Below are 19,282 nucleotides of genomic sequence, written 5' to 3' on the forward strand. Positions count from 1 at the left end.
GCAATGGCAGCGTGACACCCGTGGTCCTGATGGGCGATGCCGCGCACACGGCGCACTTCTCGATCGGCTCGGGCACCAAGCTCGCGCTTGAAGATGCGATCGAACTGACGAACAGCATCGCGGCGCATCCAGGCGATCTGCCCGCCGCTCTCGATCACTACACGGACGTACGCAGTGTCGATGTCCTGCGCATCCAGAACGCCGCGCGCAACTCCACCGAATGGTTCGAAAACGTGGACCGTTATGCGTCTTTCGAGCCGGAGCAATTCGCTTATTCGTTGCTCACACGTTCGCAGCGCATCTCCCATGAAAACCTGCGTTCACGCGACGCCGCGTATCTCGCCGAGTTTGAAAACTGGATCGCACAGCGTTCGGGACTTGAGATAGACAACGGCAAGCGTTCCGTCCCGCCGATGTTTACGCCCTTCACCGTGCGCGGCGTGACGTTGAAGAATCGCGTGGTGGTCTCTCCCATGGCGCAGTACTCGGCTGTCGATGGCATTGCTGGTGACTACCATCTGATGCATCTCGGCGCGCGCGCCATGGGCGGCGCGGCACTGGTGATGACTGAGATGACTTGCGTCTCGCCCGAAGGTCGTATCACGCCGGGATGTCCCGGTCTGTACAACGACGCGCAACGTGACGCGTGGCGGCGTATTGTCGATTTCGTGCATTACCAGAGCGATGCAAAGATCGGCATTCAGTTGGGTCATGCGGGTGCGAAGGCATCCACGCGCGTGAGTTGGGAGGGGACAGACAAGCCGCTTGAGGAAGGCAACTGGCCTATCGTATCGGCGTCGCGGCAGCAGTATTTGAAAGGCATCAGTCAATGGTCGCACGCAGCAACCACGGATGATCTGCAAGAGATCAAGGCGCAGTTCGTGCGCTCGACCGAACTCGCCGCGAACGCCGGTTTCGACTGGCTTGAACTGCACTGTGCGCATGGTTATCTGCTATCCGGGTTTCTCTCCCCGCTGACGAATCAACGCGACGATGAATACGGTGGTTCGCCCGTGAACCGTCTGCGTTTTCCGATCGAAGTATTCAACGCAATCCGTGCAGCTTGGCCCAAGGACAAACCCATTTCCGTGCGCATCTCGGCGCACGATTGGGTGGATGGCGGCATCACGCCCGACGACGCTGTACTGATCGCGCGAGCGTTCAAGGAAGCAGGCGCGGACATGATCGACGTATCGTCGGGACAGGTGAGCAAGGAAGAGAAGCCGGTCTATGGCCGCATGTTCCAGACACCTTTCTCGGATCGCGTGCGTAACGAAGCAGGCATTGCGACCATCGCGGTTGGGGCGATCTCGGAAGCCGACCATGTGAACAGCATCATTGCTGCGGGCCGCGCCGACCTCTGCGCCGTGGCGCGTCCACATCTTGCCAATCCTTCGTGGACACTCGATCAGGCCGCGAAGATTGGTTACGTCGATATCACCTGGCCCAAGCAATATTTCGCCGCAAAGTCGCAGCTCGAGCGCAGCTATGAACGCGAGCGCGCGCAGCGTGCGGAGGGCGAAGCATGAACCCGGGCATGCACACAGCTACGCATCCACTCGCAGGCCAGCACGCGGTGGTCACAGGCGGCGGCAGTGGTATTGGCGCCGCGGTTGCGCACGCGCTGGTGACCGCCGGCGCACAGGTCACATTGATGGGCCGGGATGCGGCGCGGCTCGCCTATCAGGCTGAAGTCCTGAGCGAAGCGGGAACCGTGCATGTGCAGAGCGTCGATGTCACGTCCGCCGATTCCGTCGCCGCGGCGTTTGCTGCTGCGCGCGAACATGGGTTCATCGACATCCTCGTGAATAACGCGGGACAGGCCGAGGCAGCGCCGTTTGCAAAGACTGATCTGGCGCTGTGGAAACGCATGCTCGATGTGAATCTGACGGGCGTGTTTCTCTGCACGCAAGAGGTTCTGCCGGCAATGCTTGATCGTCGCAGCGGGCGCATTGTCAACGTAGCCAGTACCGCGGGTCAGGTCGGTTACGCCTACGTGGCTGCTTATTGCGCGGCCAAGCATGGCGTGATCGGCATGACGCGTTCACTGGCCCTGGAAGTCGCCACGCGCGGTGTGACCGTCAACGCCGTTTGTCCCGGTTATACGGAAACAGGGCTGCTCGAACAGTCGATAGAAAAGATCGTTGCGCAGACCGGACGTAGCGAGGACGAGGCACGCGAAGCACTGCTGCGATCGAATCCGCAACGTCGTTTCGTGACGCCGGACGAAGTCGCCAATTCTGCGTTATGGCTGTGCTTGCCGGAGTCACGATCGATCACCGGTCAGACCATTTCTATCTCAGGTGGAGAAGTAACGTGAACAAGCCCGCTGCCCGCACGGTTAAAACTGCCGCGCCCGAAAAGGCCAAGGCCGCCGGCAATGTCGTTGACCTTGAGATGAGCACAGGGGTCGACAGCCACATGGGACTGCGCTTATGGCTGCGCATGCTGACCACGACCAACATGGTGCAGGCCGAACTGCGCCGTCGCTTGCGCGCCGAATTCGACACTACGCTGCCGCGCTTCGACATGATGGCGCAACTCGAGCGCCATCCCGAAGGCCTGAAGATGAACGAGCTGTCGCGACGTCTGATGGTCACAGGCGGCAACGTGACGGGCCTCACGGACCAGTTGGAGAAGGAAGGATTTGTCGTACGCGATACCGATCCAAATGACCGCCGTTCGTTTGCCGTGCGCCTCACCGCGCATGGCCGCGAGTCATTCGACCGCATGGCGCGCGCGCATGAACAATGGGTCGTCGAATTGTTCGGCGGGTTGCCACTGGCGGACAAGGCGCGCATGCATCAGAAGCTGGGCAAGCTCAAGCAGCACTTGCGCGAGCGCACGGACTCGTGAAGCCTGGCGACATACACAGATACGGAGACAGTCGATGAACGGACAGTTGAAGAACGACAGCACCACCGCGCTTTTTGCCGGTAACCGCACGACGCTCGGCGACTATCGCGCGAAGCACTTTGGCTGGACGGTAGAGCAGGGCGTTGGCACGATCACGCTTGACCGGCCCGAGCGCAAGAATCCGTTGACGTTCGAATCGTATGCGGAGTTGCGCGACCTGTTCCGCCAGCTTGCTTACGCAACCGATGTCAAGAGCATCGTGATCCACGGCGCCGGAGGCAACTTCTGCTCCGGTGGCGACGTGCACGACATCATCGCGCCGCTCGTCGATTTGCCCATGCCCGAGCTGCTTATGTTCACGCGCATGACGGGCGACCTAGTCAAGGCGATGCGCCATTGCCCGCAACCGATTGTTGCAGCCGTTGATGGCATCTGCGCCGGAGCGGGCGCGATCCTGGCGATGGCTTCGGACATGCGCCTGGGCACTGCGCGAAGCAAGCTCGCGTTCCTGTTCACCCGTGTGGGACTGGCCGGTTGCGACATGGGCGCCTGTGCGATCCTGCCGCGCATCATTGGTCAGGGAAGAGCGGCCGAACTGCTTTTCACCGGACGTTCGGCAAGCGGCGACGAGGGTTTTGCGTGGGGCTTCTACAACCGTCTATGTGATCCGGACGACGTTCTGCGCGAAGCGCAATCGCTCGCGTCCGACCTTGCATCGGGACCGACTTTCGCGCATGGCATCACGAAGAAGATGCTGCAACAGGAGTGGAGCATGAGCATTGACGACGCCATTGAATCCGAAGCGCAGGCGCAGGCAATCTGCATGGCGACGAATGATTTCGGCCGCGCGTATCGCGCATTTGCTGCGAAGACGCGGCCCGTGTTCGAGGGAGATTAAGTTGGCCAATCCTCAAACATCATCTGCCGCTTTCCACGATGCCCTCGCATGGCCGTTCTTCGAAGAACGGCATCGCGAACTAGGCGCGCGTATTGACGCGTGGGCATCGGAACATCTGGGTGACACGCAGGCGAATCATGCGAACGTCGATGCGATCTGCCGTCGTCTCGTACGCGAGCTTGGTGAGGCGGGGTGGCTGCGTTATGGCATAGGCGGCACCGCTTACGGCGGACACGGCGACACCATCGACACGCGCGCCGTTTGCCTGCTGCGCGAAACGCTTGCTCGCCACAGCGGTCTGGCTGATTTCGCGCTTGCGATGCAAGGACTTGGATCGGGTGCAATTTCGCTTGGCGGCAACGAAGTGCAAAAGCAGCGTTATCTGCCGCGTGTGGCAAGCGGCGAGGCAATCGCGGCGTTTGCGTTGACGGAACCCGATGCAGGCTCGGACGTCGCGGCGCTCGCGCTCAGTGCGCGTGAAGACGGCGATTCTTACGTGCTCGATGGCGAGAAGACCTGGATCTCGAACGGCGGCATCGCGGATTTTTACGTGGTCTTTGCGCGTACCGGCGAGGCAGCGGGGGCGCGTGGCATCAGCGCGTTTATCGTCGATGCGGATACACCGGGACTGCGCATTGCCGAGCGGCTCGATGTGATCGCGCCGCATCCGCTAGCGCGCCTTTCTTTCGAGAACGCACGCGTGCCGCGCACCGCTTTACTGGGAAATCGCGGCGAAGGTTTCAAGCTTGCGATGCGGACGCTCGACATCTTTCGCACGTCGGTTGCGGCCGCGTCGCTTGGCTTTGCGCGGCGAGCCATGAGCGAAGGGATCGAACGCGCCGCGTCGCGCAAAATGTTCGGGCAGACGCTGGGCGACTTTCAACTGACGCAGGCGAAGCTCGCGCAAATGGCCCTCACTATCGACAGCTCCGCGTTGCTCGTTTATCGGGCGGCCTGGATGCGCGATTCCGGCAAGTCGGTCACGCGTGAAGCTGCATTGGCGAAGTGGCACGCGAGCGAGGGTGCTCAGCAGGTTATTGATGCGGCCGTGCAATTGTGGGGTGGTAGTGGCGTGCAAAGCGGTGCGGTGGTCGAACAACTGTATCGGGAGATTCGTGCACTGCGCATCTACGAAGGCGCGACCGAAGTGCAGCAGTTGATTGTCGGGCGCGACCTGCTCAAGGCTCATGCCGCTAGGAACGCATGATGGAAACATCGACCCATTTCGAGCGGCCGGTGCGCATTCGTTTTTCGCATTGCGATCCTGCCGGCATCGTATTTTTTCCGCAGTACCTCGTGATGACCAACGCGCTTGTAGAGGACTGGTTCAACGAAGCACTCGACATTAACTACGCTTCGATGATCAGCACGCGCCGTGTCGGCCTGCCGATCGTGAAGCTCGATTGCACGTTTTCGAAGCCAAGCCAGATGGGCGATACGCTTGTGCTGTCGCTGACGCTTGATCGTATCGGTGCTCGTTCTGTCGGCATTGTGATTGACGCACAGTCGCATGGCGAAATGCGCTTTCTTGCGCGCCAGGTGCTGGTGACAACGTCGCTTGAATCCGGGGTGTCGATCGATATTCCCGACGACATTCGCGCCGCGTTGACACGCTTTAACCCTGCGGCGCTTGCCGAAGTAAAAGACGAACTCAAGGACGATCTCAAGGAGACGCGGTCATGAAAAAAGCATTGCTCCCAGTCGGCTGGGTCAAGCCGCGCGGATACGCGAACGGCGTTGCCGCGCGTGGCACGCAGGTCTTCATTGCAGGGCAGATTGGCTGGGACGCGCAAGGCCACTTCCAGAGCAGCGACTTCGGCGCGCAGGCGCATCAGGCGCTGGCCAACATAGTCGCGGTGCTCGACGCGGCAGGCGGGCGCCCGGAACATCTCGTGCGGCTAACCTGGTACGTGATCGACAAGCGGGAATATGTCGCTGCGCTGAGGGACGTGGGCAGTGCGTTTCGCGAACTGATCGGCAACTACGACATTGCGATGAGCGCCGTGCAAGTGGTCGCGCTCATTGAAGACGAAGCCAAGGTGGAGATCGAAGCCACCGCCGTTATTCCGGATTAACTAACGCCGCTTGTCTCGTCCCCTATCTAGTCGCTTATTTCGTTGTTCTCGGAGCTCATCATGGAACCTTCGGCTCACGTCGATACGTTTTCCCGCGACAACCTGCCGCCGCCCGGCGAGTGGCCGGAGTTTCTGCTCGACAACCCCGACGTCTCTTATCCGGCGCGCCTGAATTGCGCGGTCGAACTGCTCGACCGGATAATCGATGAGCATCGGGCGCGCGGGCAGGGCGCGCGACCCGCGATCTGGTCCGACGTCGATGGCGCTCCGCACGCGACCACGTATAGCGAATTGCGCACGCGCGTGAACCAGACCGCGCATGTGCTGACCGGGGTGATGGGACTGGTGCCGGGCAACCGTATCTTGCTGCGTGGACCGAACACGCTGCACATGGCGATCGCGTGGCTCGCGTCGTTGAAGGCGGGGCTCGTGGTGGTGCCTACCATGCCGCTTCTGCGTTCTAAGGAACTGAAGCAGATCATCGATAAAGCACAGGTCTCGGCGGCGCTATGCGACGCGCGTCTGCTCGATGAACTCGCGCATTGCAGCGATCCATCGAGCGCATACTTTTGCGAAAGCCTGCTTCAAACAAGGCTCTTTCATGACGATGGCGCCGATTCCGTCGATACCATCGCCTTGCTTCAACCTGCCGACTACACGGCGGTGGACACCGCTGCCGACGACGTCTGCCTGATCGCGTTCACTAGCGGCACGACGGGAATGCCGAAGGGTTGCATGCATTTTCATCGCGACGTGGTTGCGATGTGCGACCTGTTTCCGCGCCATATCCTCAACCCCACCGCCGACGATATATTCTGCGGCACGCCCCCGCTAGCATTCACCTTCGGGTTGGGTGGCTTGTTGTGCTTTCCGTTACGTGCGGGAGCATCGACTGTATTGATCGAGAAGTTGACGCCCGAGACGCTGCTGCAAGTGGTCGAGCGTTTTCGCGCAACCATCATGTTCACGGCGCCGACGTTCTATCGGCAAATGGCGGGCCTCGCTTCACGTTTTGATCTATCGACGCTTGGAAAAAGCGTCTCGGCGGGCGAAGCGTTGCCCGATGCCACACGCAAGCTCTGGCGGCAAGCCACGGGTTTGCAAATGATCGACGGCATTGGCAGCACCGAAATGATCCACATCTTTGTGTCGAGCGCCGACGGACAGACGCGCGACCGGGCGATCGGGCGCGCGGTGCCGGGCTACGTGGTGCAGGCCGTGGACAACAACATGCAGCCCGTTCCCGTTGGCGAGATCGGCATGCTCGCGGTCAAGGGTCCGACCGGTTGCCACTATCTGAGTGATTCACGGCAGCGTAGTTTTGTTCGCGACGGATGGAATCTTCCGGGCGATTCGGTTTGTATCGACGCCGATGGTTACGTCTATTATCAGTCACGTGCAGACGACATGATCATCTCGGCTGGCTATAACATCTCGGGCCCGGAAGTAGAAAGCGCGCTGCTGTTACATGAAGCGGTGGCGGAATGCGGGGTAGTTAGCGTGGCCGACGACGAGCGCGGACAAATTGCCAAGGCATTTGTTGTTCTTAGCGCAGGATTTGTAGCGAGCGACGCGTTGGTGATGCAGCTACAAACCTTCGTGAAGGAACAGATCGCGCCGTATAAGTATCCGCGCGCGATCGAGTTTATTGACGCGTTGCCTCGCACCGAGACGGGCAAGCTGAAGCGGTTTGCGTTGCGGGCGCAGGCGGGGTCCTGATGTTGCCTTTGGCGCCGCCAGAGCGCTCAATGCCGCGGCGAAGGCCATGGCAATTCAGCTTTCGCCGCACAATGGGCCGGAGAGGCGGTCCGGTTGTCGCGAGCGATGCCCGCCGCAGAACTGGTCGCGACGCTCGTGCAGGAAACCGTTGACGCGATCACCTCGCTGCAGACCGGCTTTGGCATCTGTTCAGGGCCGGACACCTCCAGGCTGGACGCGTGACCCACCATCTGGCAGTTGACGCCTTTCCGGCTAGACAATAACCCGCCTTCTTGACACAAGACCGCCAGTATTGCCGGCCGCCCTCTGGCGTCGTTCGGCTTATGAACATATTGCCGGCAAGACGTTGAATCGGTCAGTTCGTCACACTGACGCACGCCGTCATATTCGTATTTCCGGCGGCCATAGCGCATTTATTCATTCGCTTTGGTGACATTGCTTTGCTTCATCTATTTATTTTTGATTTTTTATCGATGCATTTTCGAATATTTTCCTCATACGATTAGGTAAGACGATATTTTTTACGGTATGTACAAAATATTACCGGGAGTTTGGGGATTTAGCCCTATAGCGTAAGGGTTACTTGGCATATGCCTTCTAGCACTGCATTGACCGTAAGTGACAAAACCAGCGGCAGAACGCGGTGCCGATTTTCTTGATTCCATAAGAGCGCTGTTTAATTTTTACGTTTAACACAATCAAGCGCCAACCCATGGGTCGCGGGCTTAGGGGTTTCATTGCCCGCGCATCCTGTATCTGGATCAGACGACCGTTATGAGACCAATCTTCATGTTAAAAAAACGCATTCATGCCGTATTTGCTGCCGCTGTGTTGATCGCGACAATAGCGCCGGAGTGCCATGCGCAATACACCACTGACTGGGTTGCGAACACCTATGGAACGAATTCCACCTATGTCGGTAATGGCGCCCGCTCCATGTGGGTCGCGCCCGAGGGGACTATTTATACCGCTTCCCTGTGGGACGAAAACGAAGGTGGCGTCGCTATCTACGGCAACCGCCAAAACGTGGGTTCCATCGGTATCCATAACGAGTTCCAGGGCAGCGCCATTACGGGCAACGCAACTTCAATCTTTGCAGCCTTGCAATATGACAGGACTAACGGGAGTGGCTGGGTAGGGCGATATAACCGAATCAGTAAAACACGCGATCTCTCCATCTCCGTCAGCGCGACAACGACCCAGACGCGGGGCGATGTCGTGACGGGACTCGCGACATCTGGCTCCCTGCTTTATGCGAGCGACTTCCCTGGAAATCGCGTCCGGGCCTTCACGACCGACGGTGTCTGGCAGAGTGATATCAATGTGGCAGCGCCTGGGGCGCTCGCCTTGGACAGCGCCGGCAATGTCTGGGTCGCGCAAGAGAATGCCGGCACGGTTGTCGAATTCAGTCCGGCCGGCGCAGCGTTGAATACGATCCAGATGTCAGCCACGTCACGCCCGAGCGCGCTGTATTTCGATGCAACGGCTGGACAGCTTTTGGTCGGTGACGAGGGGCCCGACATGAACATCAAGATCTACCAGACCGCGGGTAGCACAGGTCAACCCACTCAGGTCGGCACGTTCGGCATTCAGGGCGGATATCTCGACACAACGACGGGCATCAAAGGCCAGGTCGGCGACAAGCGCTTCACGCGGGTGGCCGGCATCGGCAAGGACGCCGTAGGCAATCTGTATGTCCTCAACAACCCGTGGGGTGGAACCTGGGATCTCGGCCGTAACGGTACTACCGACATCCACGCCTACGACAGTTCAGGCACCCTGCGATGGACGCTTCAGGCACTCAATTTTGAAGGCAACGGAGTACCGGATCCCGCGACAGACGGCGCAAATTTCTACGGCGGCTTCAACGTCTACACGGGCACCGCGGGCGGAACATTCGTGGCGAACACGGTTGATCCGATCGACTACCCGTCCGATCCACGAATCGACATGAGCGACACCCAGCGCGGCGAGCACTTCGCGCAAATTGCCACGGTCGGCGCAAACCGGATCCTGGTGGCGGCTGGGCAGAATCCGGGGATTTTTTACTTCTTCCACTTCAACGCCGCCAATGGCTACATCGCCATCCCTGATGGATCTTTGCCCGGCCCGGCGTTCAATGCCACTGCGCTGATCACGGGAGGATTCTGTCTCGACAGCAACGGAAATGTCTGGGCCGGCCCGGACCGGACGAACCGCATCTACTACTATCCGTTGACCGGCTTTGATGCCAACGGCAAGCCGAGCTGGGGAGCGGGCATTGCGTATGCTACGCCGAGGTCCATCTGGCCGATGACGCGGATCATCTACCTCCCGGGGAGCGACACCATGATCCTGGCGCAAGGCATACTCGGGAGTACAGACTGGACCTCGATAGGAACACGGGTCGAGGTGTATCACGGCTGGCTCGCAGGCAACCAGAGCGCGCCGAATCCGGTGATCAACCTCACCAGCGCCAATCCGAAATCGATCACGGCCGCCGGCAACTATTTGTTCGTTGGATACGTAGGCACCGTGCCCAACATTGACGCCTTCAATCTCGCCACGGGTAGCCTGGACACTACGTTCACCAATAGCAGCCCCGCTACCGTGGACGTGGGCAACAACGTTGATTCGATGTACGGCCTGAGGTCATACCTGCGATCGACTGGCGAGTATGTGGTCACGAAGGACAACTACAACCAGTCCAGCATCATTGTTTATCGGTGGACGCCCGGGTCGTAGCTGGAATTGACAGGCACGCGTGAATAAATAGTTAGCCCTGCGAATTCGCCTGGCCGGCATTGCGGCACGAGAACCATCGCCGCACGGCCCTGGGCGCCTGCACGGCGTCCGCCGCCTCGCGCCACCACCGCTGACCGCGGTGGGGCGCGGCCAGGTCAAGCCGCTCTCCCATGCGCGGCGTCGCGAGCGGAATGCCCCTTGCCGCGGCGAGCCCCGTCACGCGCTCGAACGGCTCCTGCCAGCGATGCATCGCGAGATCGAACGTGCCGTTGTGAACCGGCATCAGCCAGTCGCCGCGCAGATCGAGGTGGGCCTGCACGGTTTCGTCGGGCTGCATGTGTACGTACGGCCATTGGGCATCGTAGGCACCCGTCTCGATCATCGTCACGTCGAATGGACCCAGTCGTTCACCAATCGTCCTGAAGCCGTCGAAGTAGCCCGTATCGCCGCTGAAGAACACGCGCAGATCAGCGTCGACGATGACCCACGAGGCCCACAAGGTGCTGTTGCCATCGAAGAGACTGCGGCCGGAGAAATGCTGCGAAGGTGTTGCCGTGAACGCGAGGCCGTCGATCTCAACTCCCTGCCACCAGTCGAACTGACGAACCTTCGACGCGTCGATACCCCACTCGATGAGCCGGTCGCCCACACCCAGCGGCGTCAAAAAAATGCTCGTGGTGTTCGCGAGTGCAAGGACCGTCTCGCGATCCAGATGGTCGTAGTGGTCGTGGGACAGGATCACGCCACGCAGCGGCGGCAAGTCAGCGAGCGCAATGGGCGGGGCATGAAAGCGTTTTGGACCAAACCGTTTGAACGGTGATGCACGTTCGGCGAAGACCGGGTCAGTCAGCCAGAACTGACCGCGTAGCTTGAGCAACATGGTTGAATGACCAAGGCGAAACAAGCTGCGGTCAGGCGCCGCGTCAAGTTGTTCACACGTCAGCGCATCGACAGGCAGGGGGCTTGATGGCACAGTGCCGTCGGGTTTCTTGAACAACAGATTCCATACGATGCCCAGGGTCTTGCCGTTTCCTTCCACGGGACGAGGGCTGACATTACGGAAGCGCTCGCCATTGTGCTGTGTTGACGAGTCGAATGATTCGCGGCCACGTTGCGCCGCTGTTAGCCCCAAAGCACGGCGGATGGAACCGGTGAACGATGTCATGTAATGGCGTCCCAATTTTGAAAGCATGGAAAGTAGACTGCACAGTGTAGTTTATCGTAGAAAAAAGTAAACTGCCTGGTGTAAAATTTATCGATGAATACGACCGCCGACCTTACTGCCAACCTGCCACGCCTGACCGATCGCAAGCGCGCCGCCGTGATCGCTGCGGCTATCTAAGAATTTCTCGCAGCGGGTTTCGACGCAACCAGCATGGACCGCGTCGCAGCCCGCGCGGGCGTATCGAAGCGCACGGTCTACAACCATTTTCCAAGCAAGGAAGCGCTGTTCGCAGCCATCCTGCGGCAGCTGTGGGACTCGAGTGATACGGGAGAGGCTCCTGCTTATTCCAACTCGCAGCCGTTGCGCGCGCAGTTGCTCCAGTTGCTGCTGAAAAAGCTGAGTCTTTTAAACAACGAGGCATTCCTCTCGCTCGCGCGCGTGGCAATCGCGGCAGGCATTCATTCGCCGGAGCGTGCGCGCGACATGGTGGCTCGCATGGGTGAGCGCGAAGAAGACCTGACCGTGTGGATACGCGCAGCCACTGCCGATGGCCGGCTCAAGACATCGGACCCCGTGTTCGCTTCGCTGCAGTTGCAGGCTCTCGTCAAGGCGTTTGCTTTCTGGCCGCAAGTGACAATGGGGCAGTCTCCCCTCAGCAAGCGTGAACAAAAACAAGTAGCGGAATCTGCCGCTGATATGTTTCTTGCGCGCTACGCATGACAGATGCGCGATGAGCGTAACGCGTGGCAAACGGGCCTCGTAAACTCCGGTATTGATTTGGTTTAGCTCAGATGTTTCGGACAACGCACCAGCTTCGAGTGCGTTGTCCGGATGCAGGTACTTTCTTATGATTGATTGCCGCATTCACTGCTACTTGATTGACTGGACCTGCGCCTGGCTCAACTCCCACGTATGCGGTGGCAACGGAATGAAGTGCACCGTATCGAGGTACGCCTCATTGGTCTCGGATGGCACGATCGACCAGAGCAGGAACCTGCGCAGCGCCGCCGCAGTCGTGGCGTCAGGCTGCTTCGTCGACACGACCGCGTATTCATAATTGACGAGTGGGTAAGAGCCCGATGCCGGCGCGAACACAAGGCTCAAGCGTTCGTCAGCCGGCGTGCGCGGACCGAGTGAAGCGGCGCCTGCCGTGATCGTGTCTTTGCTTGGCGTAACAAATTCGCCTGCTCCATTCTTGAGCGCGGCGGTGCCGAGATGCGCGGCGAGCTTGTCAGTAAAACTGACGCCGACATAACCGATCGAGTAGGGCGTTGTCTGCAGCGCCTGCACGATGCCCGCGTTTCCCGTTGCGGTCGCACTGCCCGGCACGCTCGGCCACGAGATGGACGTGCCGTATCCCTGGTTACTTTCCCAGTTTGGCGTCGAGAACGACAGGAACTGGGTGAACACGAAGGTGTCTCCAGAGCCTTCGGCCCGATGGATCGGCACGATCGGATGATGCGGTAACGTTACGCCCGGATTGAGCGCGGCGATCTGCGGCGCATCCCAGTTGCGAATCTCGCCTGTGTAGATGCCGGCGAGCACCGGTCCGTCCAACTTGAGATGCGTCGCGTTGAGACCGGGCAGGTTGTAGTTGACCGTCTGCGCGGCAATGGCCAGCGGGACGTTGATGAACTGCGGGTGTTGCCGCATGTCGGCATCGGACATATAGGCGTCGGATGCGCCTATCTGAACCTTGCCGGCCAGCACTTGCTGGATGCCGGCCTCGGAGCCTGTCTCACCCACTGTAATGTGAACGCCGGGATGAGACTTCATGTACTCAGCCACCCACGTTGTGAAGAGTGGATACATTAAGGTCGAACCGGTTTCGCTCAATGTGAGGTCCTGTGCATTGGCCAACGCGCTCGTCATCAGGCCGAACGCAGCCATGTACAGCGGCAGGGCCGCGAACCGGTGCGGGCGAATCCGCCGTGCCGGGTTTTTATATTGCTTAGTCATGCACGTCTCCGTCGCGATACGGGGAAACCATCTCTTGCGTGGGGAACATCGTGGCGGTCTGTGAGCGCGTGCCTGTCGGCCAACCTATCGTCCAATGTCGTCAAGGCTCACGCCGTTTGTCTCGATGCGGAAGATCCACGTCACCACGGCGCCGAGAATCGATGTGCCCACGAGAATGTAGAGAAGCGGACCGGTGCCAATGCCCGTGAGCAGAATGGGGAACAGGAACGCCGTCGCGACCGCGCCGATCTTGCCGACAGCTGCCGCGAACCCGGCGCCGGTGCCGCGAATGGCCGTTGGAAACACTTCGCCTGCGAGCAGGTACGTCTGTGCGTTCGGACCCAGGTTGGTCATGAAATTGAAGAGCATGAAGCCAGCGAAAATCACCACCGTCTTGGTCGAACCTTCAAATCCATCGGATAACGAAGCAATCAGGAGGCCCGCCGCGCAGCCGATGAAGCCAATGACTTGCAGCCAGATCCGTCCGACCTTGTCCGCGAGGATGACCGCGAAGACGATGCCGACAATCAGCAGCATGGTGATGAGGGCAGAGCCCTTGGCCGCGAGTATGTCGTTCAGTACCAGGTCGCTAATGCTGCGAACATGATCCGGTTTGCTGCCGAACGCCGCTGCGAGAATGGTCGGCGTGAAGATGCCGATGCCGTACGTGCCAAGGTCCTGCAGGAACCACGGTACCGAGGCCAGGATCGTGGCTCGCAGGTTGCGCCGCGCGAATAGCGCGGAAAAGCTCTTGTTGCCGCCGTGGCCCGTGGCGGCCATTTCCACTTCGCGCGACAACGCAATACTCGTCGGGTACTGCGGGCTACGCACGAGCAATCGCTGCGCAGCGGCTTCCGCGCGGTCGACCGCACCGCGAATATGCAGCCAGCTCGGGCTTTCCGTGATGTAGAAGCGGCCGATGGTCACCGCCAGCGCCGGGATGATCGCCGTGCCGTACATCCAGCGCCATGAATCGAGTGTCGGGATGGTCGAGAGGACCAGGAAGCCCACAGCCGTGCCGCCGAGCGCGCCCAACGCCTGGAAGCCGAACGCTGCCAGCACAAGCTTGCCCCGGCTGCTGCTAGGGATGCTTTCGGAGATGATCATGTGCGCGGTTGGATAATCACAACCGAGTGCCACGCCGAGTCCAAAAAGGCAGATCACGAGCGACGTGAAGTTGGTGCAAAGAACGAGCAACACCAGAAAGGCTACGAAGATGATCATCTCCACGATGAACATCCGCTTACGCCCGAAGTAGTCGGACATGCCACCGAGACCCACCGCTCCGACCAGGATGCCCATCAGGCTCGCGGCGCTGATGAAGCCGTTCTGCGCCGCACTGATGCCGAACTCGCGCGAGATCAGCGGGAGTGCCACCCCCGTCATGAAAACGACAAATCCTTCAAAGAACTTTCCCGCTGCGGCCAGCGCCCAGATGCGCCATTGCATCGCGGTCATGGGTACCGATGCAAGGTGTGTCCCGTCGGGCCACATCGGGTGTTCATCGATGTACTGCTGGACCGACTTCACACCGTTGCTCTGCAACCTGTCGGAATCTGCCACATCATGCATGTCTCGCTCCTGGTGCGATTGCGGCTATTTTTTTCGATGGCGACAAGACGCTGGAGATCAGTTACTCGCGAGCGCAGTCGCTTAGCTGAGGCTTAGCTGAGCGTGCCAATTGCGGCACGCGAATCTGGAACCGGTACTGGCTGATGCAACACGTCTCGTCCGATGGTCGAAGCGAATCCTTCGCAAGAATGTGCGATGCCAGATGGCCATCGTGACGGGGGTAGGTGTCGTGCAGATGACAAGAGCGGACCGGTAGCGGACCCATGGCTGACCGGGTTTGTAAGCTTGCTGCAGTGAAGAAGAAAGGCTGGTGCGTTCGCATGCTGCTTCCATCGAAGCCTGCTTGCCCGAGGGTTCTGAATCGCTTTGAATGCGCTGATTAAGTGATCGAAATAAGTGATCGAAATAAGTGATCGAAATCGGGTCGGTCGTTACTCGCTGATCGACAGCAATCAACACTTCGCGCTTAGTGAAAATGCGCTTCCGATATGAGATATTTGTCCGGGTAATCTGCTTGTATGGATTCCCCGCAGGGGATCATTCTTGCGGGGCGAAGTAACACAGCGTCGACAAACACAACGAGCCGTTGCGTTTTCAGCCGGTCAGTTATCGCTAGCGTTCCGTCTTTACGTAGCAGGACTGCCCGGCCAAGTTTTCTGGGGTAGCAACACGAACGAGGTCTACCGGCTTGCGCTTCCAGCGATCACCCAGCCGAAGCCGCTTCATTCCTTGAAGGTTGCGGATCACGATCCGCGAGCTCCTCAAGCATGGAAGCCGACGGAACGAAGAACAGGCCACCCGTGACCGCGCGGCTGTAATCAAGAAGCCGGTCGTAGTTGCCGGGAGGGCGTCCGACAAACATGTTTTCGAGCATCTGCTCAATGGGTTCGGGCGAACTCGCATAGCCAATAAAGTAGGTGCCAAACTCGCCTGCGCCTGGACGGCCGAATGCCATGTTGTGACGCAGGATCTTCACTTCCTTGCCGTCCTTCTCGATAGTCGTCAGCGAGCTGTGCGAAGACGAGGGCTTCACTCCTTCGGCGAGCTCGACGTCAGACAATTTCTTGCGGCCGATAATGCGTTCCTGAGCCTCGACCGGCAGCGATTCCCAAGCCACCATGTCATGCAGGTACTTCTGCACCATCACGTAGCTGCCACCCGCAAATGCCGGATCCTGATCGCTAATGAGGGCGAACTCGACTGCTTCGCGGCCACTCGGGTTTTCCGTGCCATCGACAAAACCCACCATGTCGCGCAGGTCGAAATAGCGAAAGCCGTGGACTTCATCGACCACTGAGACCGCGTCGCGCAGGCGCTCCATCAAGAGGGCAGCGAGCTCAAAGCAGAGATCCATATGGTCCGCGCGGATATGCAGCAGGATATCGCCCGGCGTGCCAATAGCGCGGCGCTTGCCCTCGCCAAACTCGCGGAAGGCGTGAAGGTTCGCGGGACGTGGCGCACCGAAAAGCGTATTCCATCCGTCAGAGCCGAAACCGCAGACGCACGAGAGGTTGGCCGTAGGCGCGCGCGTGCCGACCGCGCGAACCAGACCGGCGACGTCAGCGCATAACGCGCGCACTGTGCGTGCGCTGTCGGGACTGTCTTTAAGCGTGGCGACCATGAAGATCGCGCTGCGGGAGATTGAATCGCAAACAGCTTGAGGCTCTGGAATGTCGGTGGGCATCGGATGAATATTCTCGATTTGTCAGGGAGTCCGGCAAGAGCGAACGGGCGCTTTACCGATGCCAGGACTCCGTTGCGGGATGTTTTGACAAGGTTAGTCAATTCTCGGGATCGGCGCGAGTGTGAAGGCAGATTTTCTGTTTGGTGTTTGGCGTCGCCACCCGAGCGCTGCACTTTTGTAAGGCCCTTGAGCTAGCAAACTCCGCGCTAATCCCTGGCTGCGTTCCTTCGTGGAACCTCCTCGTACGAGGTAAAATCATCCTGTTAAAGTGATGGCATTATTCAGGTATACGTCTAACAGGTTGCGCATGTCCCACGAGAACGAGAGCTCAAACGCGAACGACAATCGGCTCGGCAGCTATCTGAAGAACCGGCGGACGAAGCTCGATCCTGCGACCTTCGGCTTTTCCGGTAGCCGGCGGCGGACGGCGGGATTGCGCCGGGAGGAGGTGGCGCAGCGCGCCAATATCAGTGCGGCCTGGTACACGTGGCTGGAGCAGGGGCGCGGCGGTAATCCGTCAGCGGAGGTGCTGGACCGTATCGCGAGCGCGCTGATGCTGACTGAGGTCGAGCGCGAACACGTGTTCCTGCTCGGCCTTGGCCATCCGCCTGAAGTCCGCTATCGCGGCGGTGACGCCATCACGCCACGACTGCAGCGCCTTCTCGAGGCGCTGCCCTATAGTCCGGCGATCGTCAGGACGGCGACGTGGGACGTGGTCGCCTGGAACCGGGCGGCTGCGGCTGTGCTCACCGACTACGGCTCCCTGCCGCCTAAGCAACGCAACATCCTGCGCATGATCTTCTGCGATCCGCGCGTCCGTGCTGCGCAGTTCGATTGGGAAAGCGTGGCCCGCTTCGTGGTGAGCGCCTTCCGGATTGATGCCGCCCGCGCAGGCGCCGACGCCGAGGTGGCGCCGCTCATCGATGAACTGTGCCGGTCAAGTCCCGAGTTCGCCGCCATGTGGCAGGACAATGAGGTGCAGACCTATGGCGAAGGGGTCAAGCACTTGCGCCACCCTGTGCTCGGACCGATCTCGCTGGAATATTCTTCCTTCGCGGTCGATGGGCGACCGGATCTTCAGATGATCGTCTACAACCCGGCGACACCGGTCGACCAGGAGCGGCTCAGGTCCTTGATCGAGATAGCGCCGGTGATGGTGGCGCAATGAGTTCGTAGCGTTCTTTATCGCTCGGCCTTCGCCGCGCGGTTGGGCGCTGCCACCGCTCACCGGCTACGGTCTGGCGCATTTACCTGAAGACCAGGTTGTGGTGGGCCTTGAGGACGATTCCCCACTATGAGGGCAACTTCGTATCGGCGCAGCATGCCTTACCGCTTGGGCCCTTTCATAATTTCTGACTCCATCGCGGCATTCCACTCCTCGCTCGCCTCGGTAGCATCCATCTCTTCTTCGACGGAACCCATGGCGCGCTCGGCGGCCGCTTTTGTCTCGTCTGCCGAGGTGTCGAACTCGTCGAATTCGTCGTTTTCGTCACTCGGGGGCTGCAACATGTCCTTAAGCATTGCACTTAGCTCCAACGTGTCCCAAGGCAAGCCACGCTGAGTCTGCAATTTAATGTAATGCCTCACTTCCGCGTCCTGCTCCGGGGTGAGGGGCATCCCTCGAAAGGTGGTATCAGGGTCAAGGTCTGTCATGGCTTCCTCCGACGGGCGGCTTGCTCTTTAGTGTAGCGCCGTTAGGGATCCGTGACGCTGCAAAAGGGGAATGTCTGACGCTGAAGATTCAATGGGGGTCATGTGCTGCTTGCTCACGACAGGCCTAGCGGCCATGAAGAGACATTCGACGCCGTTATCTACATCGTCGACGATCGGAAGTCATGCGGATTTCCAATACGTCGACGTTACCTAAGGCTAACAGGCGCAAGCGGCCTTCAGCGGATCCTCGACAACGACTGGCGAATCGTCAACAATCCGCTTACTCAAAGATGCAGTTACACACGCGCAATGGACGACGGGGCGAATATGGGCGTACGGAGATTGCTGCTTAAAGGCGTGCTTCTCAGTCTCGTGGTCGTGTATGGCGCTCTTTTTGCTCTGCACAAGGACAGCAACGCGCATGCTGACGTTCTTATCAATCGGTCGCCTTCCGATGTCTGGAAAGTCGTATCGAACAGCGCGGCATATCGCAGTTGGAATCCGTTCATTACTCGCGTTGACGGCGACTTCAGAGAAGGAGCAATAATCCGTATTACGCTAGGCACGGGTCCGGATTCGATGGTGTTCAAGCCGACTGTTTTGCTCGTTCGCCCAGCACAAGACCTATGCTGGCGAGGCAGTGTATGGATTCGAGGCATCTTCGATGGTACGCATTGCATCCACCTCACGCCAGTGGCGGACGGAACACGCCTTGAGCAAATAGAGTCTTTCTCTGGATTGCTCGTCGGCCGGTTGACGGAAGACGTCATCGAGGAAACTCAGCGCAACTTTCAGGCGATGGATAACGCAGTTAAGCAGCGGGCGGAAGCGAAAGCGCCCTGAGCGCCCGCTTTTCGCGCAAGGCGTGCAAGGCAAGATCAAAGGACCGGGTTCCCTGACCGGCCAGAACCAGTCGGTCGGCTGACGGGCCTCAGTCGTTGCGCCCCAAAGCAGCCATCCCAGCCCGTTTGAATATG

16 protein-coding genes and 2 pseudogenes are annotated in these 19,282 nt (G+C 59.6%); 13 read left to right on the forward strand and 5 right to left on the reverse strand.

Features of this window, described 5'->3' with window-relative positions; genetic code table 11:
* The 10 genes and pseudogenes from JWR14_RS09205 to JWR14_RS09250 all read left to right on the forward strand — a co-directional run.
* Nucleotides 1-1,529, forward strand: a pseudogene (locus JWR14_RS09205) (bifunctional salicylyl-CoA 5-hydroxylase/oxidoreductase); the annotation flags it as partial.
* Between the two features lie 8 nt (nucleotides 1,530-1,537).
* Nucleotides 1,538-2,320: an SDR family NAD(P)-dependent oxidoreductase gene (locus tag JWR14_RS09210; protein ID WP_299704847.1), complete on the forward strand. Its 783-nt coding sequence runs from the start codon at nucleotides 1,538-1,540 to the stop codon at nucleotides 2,318-2,320.
* Nucleotides 2,248-2,856, forward strand: coding sequence for a MarR family transcriptional regulator (locus JWR14_RS09215; protein ID WP_299704850.1), 609 nt, complete (start codon nucleotides 2,248-2,250; stop codon nucleotides 2,854-2,856). Before JWR14_RS09210 ends, JWR14_RS09215 begins: the two co-directional genes overlap by 73 nt.
* Nucleotides 2,857-2,902: 46 nt before the next feature.
* A complete protein-coding gene (locus tag JWR14_RS09220) occupies nucleotides 2,903-3,754 on the forward strand; it encodes an enoyl-CoA hydratase family protein (protein WP_299704917.1) in 852 nt (283 codons plus the stop codon).
* 1 nt (nucleotide 3,755) lies between these two features.
* Nucleotides 3,756-4,961 (forward strand): acyl-CoA dehydrogenase family protein, encoded by a 1,206-nt coding sequence (locus JWR14_RS09225; protein WP_299704853.1) that lies wholly within the window; start codon nucleotides 3,756-3,758, stop codon nucleotides 4,959-4,961.
* Nucleotides 4,958-5,437: a thioesterase family protein gene (locus JWR14_RS09230; protein WP_299704856.1), complete on the forward strand. Its 480-nt coding sequence runs from the start codon at nucleotides 4,958-4,960 to the stop codon at nucleotides 5,435-5,437. The genes JWR14_RS09225 and JWR14_RS09230 overlap by 4 nt, the downstream gene beginning before the upstream one ends.
* The gene (locus JWR14_RS09235; RefSeq protein ID WP_299704859.1) at nucleotides 5,434-5,829 is read left to right on the forward strand and encodes a RidA family protein; all 396 of its coding nucleotides are present in this window, start codon (nucleotides 5,434-5,436) and stop codon (nucleotides 5,827-5,829) included. The genes JWR14_RS09230 and JWR14_RS09235 overlap by 4 nt, the downstream gene beginning before the upstream one ends.
* A gap of 60 nt (nucleotides 5,830-5,889) precedes the next feature.
* Nucleotides 5,890-7,548 carry an AMP-binding protein gene (locus JWR14_RS09240; RefSeq protein ID WP_299704862.1) on the forward strand — a complete coding sequence of 553 codons (1,659 nt, stop codon included), beginning with the start codon at nucleotides 5,890-5,892 and terminating at the stop codon, nucleotides 7,546-7,548.
* A 93-nt stretch (nucleotides 7,549-7,641) separates the two neighbouring features.
* On the forward strand, nucleotides 7,642-7,770 hold the full coding sequence (locus JWR14_RS09245) for a hypothetical protein (protein WP_299704864.1): 129 nt from the start codon (nucleotides 7,642-7,644) through the stop codon (nucleotides 7,768-7,770).
* A gap of 567 nt (nucleotides 7,771-8,337) precedes the next feature.
* Complete coding sequence (locus tag JWR14_RS09250; protein WP_299704867.1) at nucleotides 8,338-10,272, forward strand: SMP-30/gluconolactonase/LRE family protein; 1,935 nt, start codon at nucleotides 8,338-8,340, stop codon at nucleotides 10,270-10,272.
* 31 nt (nucleotides 10,273-10,303) lie between these two features.
* On the opposite strand, the gene JWR14_RS09255 is transcribed toward JWR14_RS09250, so the two are convergent.
* Nucleotides 10,304-11,437 (reverse strand): MBL fold metallo-hydrolase, encoded by a 1,134-nt coding sequence (locus JWR14_RS09255; RefSeq protein WP_299704870.1) that lies wholly within the window; start codon nucleotides 11,435-11,437, stop codon nucleotides 10,304-10,306.
* 93 nt (nucleotides 11,438-11,530) lie between these two features.
* Here JWR14_RS09255 and JWR14_RS09260 point away from each other — a divergent pair.
* Nucleotides 11,531-12,157, forward strand: a pseudogene (locus tag JWR14_RS09260) (TetR/AcrR family transcriptional regulator).
* Nucleotides 12,158-12,307: 150 nt separating this feature from the next.
* Here the strand turns inward: JWR14_RS09260 and pstS are convergent.
* The 3 genes from pstS to JWR14_RS09275 all read right to left on the reverse strand — a co-directional run bounded on the left by pstS (nucleotide 12,308) and on the right by JWR14_RS09275 (nucleotide 16,652).
* The gene (gene pstS, locus JWR14_RS09265; RefSeq protein WP_299704873.1) at nucleotides 12,308-13,396 is read right to left on the reverse strand and encodes a phosphate ABC transporter substrate-binding protein PstS; all 1,089 of its coding nucleotides are present in this window, start codon (nucleotides 13,394-13,396) and stop codon (nucleotides 12,308-12,310) included.
* A gap of 84 nt (nucleotides 13,397-13,480) precedes the next feature.
* On the reverse strand, nucleotides 13,481-14,968 hold the full coding sequence (locus JWR14_RS09270) for an MFS transporter (protein ID WP_299704879.1): 1,488 nt from the start codon (nucleotides 14,966-14,968) through the stop codon (nucleotides 13,481-13,483).
* 703 nt (nucleotides 14,969-15,671) lie between these two features.
* Nucleotides 15,672-16,652 carry a Dyp-type peroxidase gene (locus tag JWR14_RS09275; protein WP_299704882.1) on the reverse strand — a complete coding sequence of 327 codons (981 nt, stop codon included), beginning with the start codon at nucleotides 16,650-16,652 and terminating at the stop codon, nucleotides 15,672-15,674.
* Between the two features lie 307 nt (nucleotides 16,653-16,959).
* Here JWR14_RS09275 and JWR14_RS09280 point away from each other — a divergent pair, with 307 nt between their 5' ends.
* Nucleotides 16,960-17,820 (forward strand): helix-turn-helix transcriptional regulator, encoded by an 861-nt coding sequence (locus JWR14_RS09280; protein ID WP_299704885.1) that lies wholly within the window; start codon nucleotides 16,960-16,962, stop codon nucleotides 17,818-17,820.
* A gap of 158 nt (nucleotides 17,821-17,978) precedes the next feature.
* On the opposite strand, the gene JWR14_RS09285 is transcribed toward JWR14_RS09280, so the two are convergent.
* On the reverse strand, nucleotides 17,979-18,305 hold the full coding sequence (locus tag JWR14_RS09285; protein ID WP_299704888.1) for a hypothetical protein: 327 nt from the start codon (nucleotides 18,303-18,305) through the stop codon (nucleotides 17,979-17,981).
* A 327-nt stretch (nucleotides 18,306-18,632) separates the two neighbouring features.
* Between JWR14_RS09285 and JWR14_RS09290 the strand changes: the two genes are divergently transcribed.
* On the forward strand, nucleotides 18,633-19,148 hold the full coding sequence (locus JWR14_RS09290) for an SRPBCC domain-containing protein (RefSeq protein ID WP_299704891.1): 516 nt from the start codon (nucleotides 18,633-18,635) through the stop codon (nucleotides 19,146-19,148).
* The last annotated feature ends 134 nt before the right edge of the window (nucleotides 19,149-19,282 follow it).

The sequence above is a fragment of the Caballeronia sp. genome (assembly GCF_028292365.1).
GTDB lineage: Bacteria > Pseudomonadota > Gammaproteobacteria > Burkholderiales > Burkholderiaceae > Caballeronia.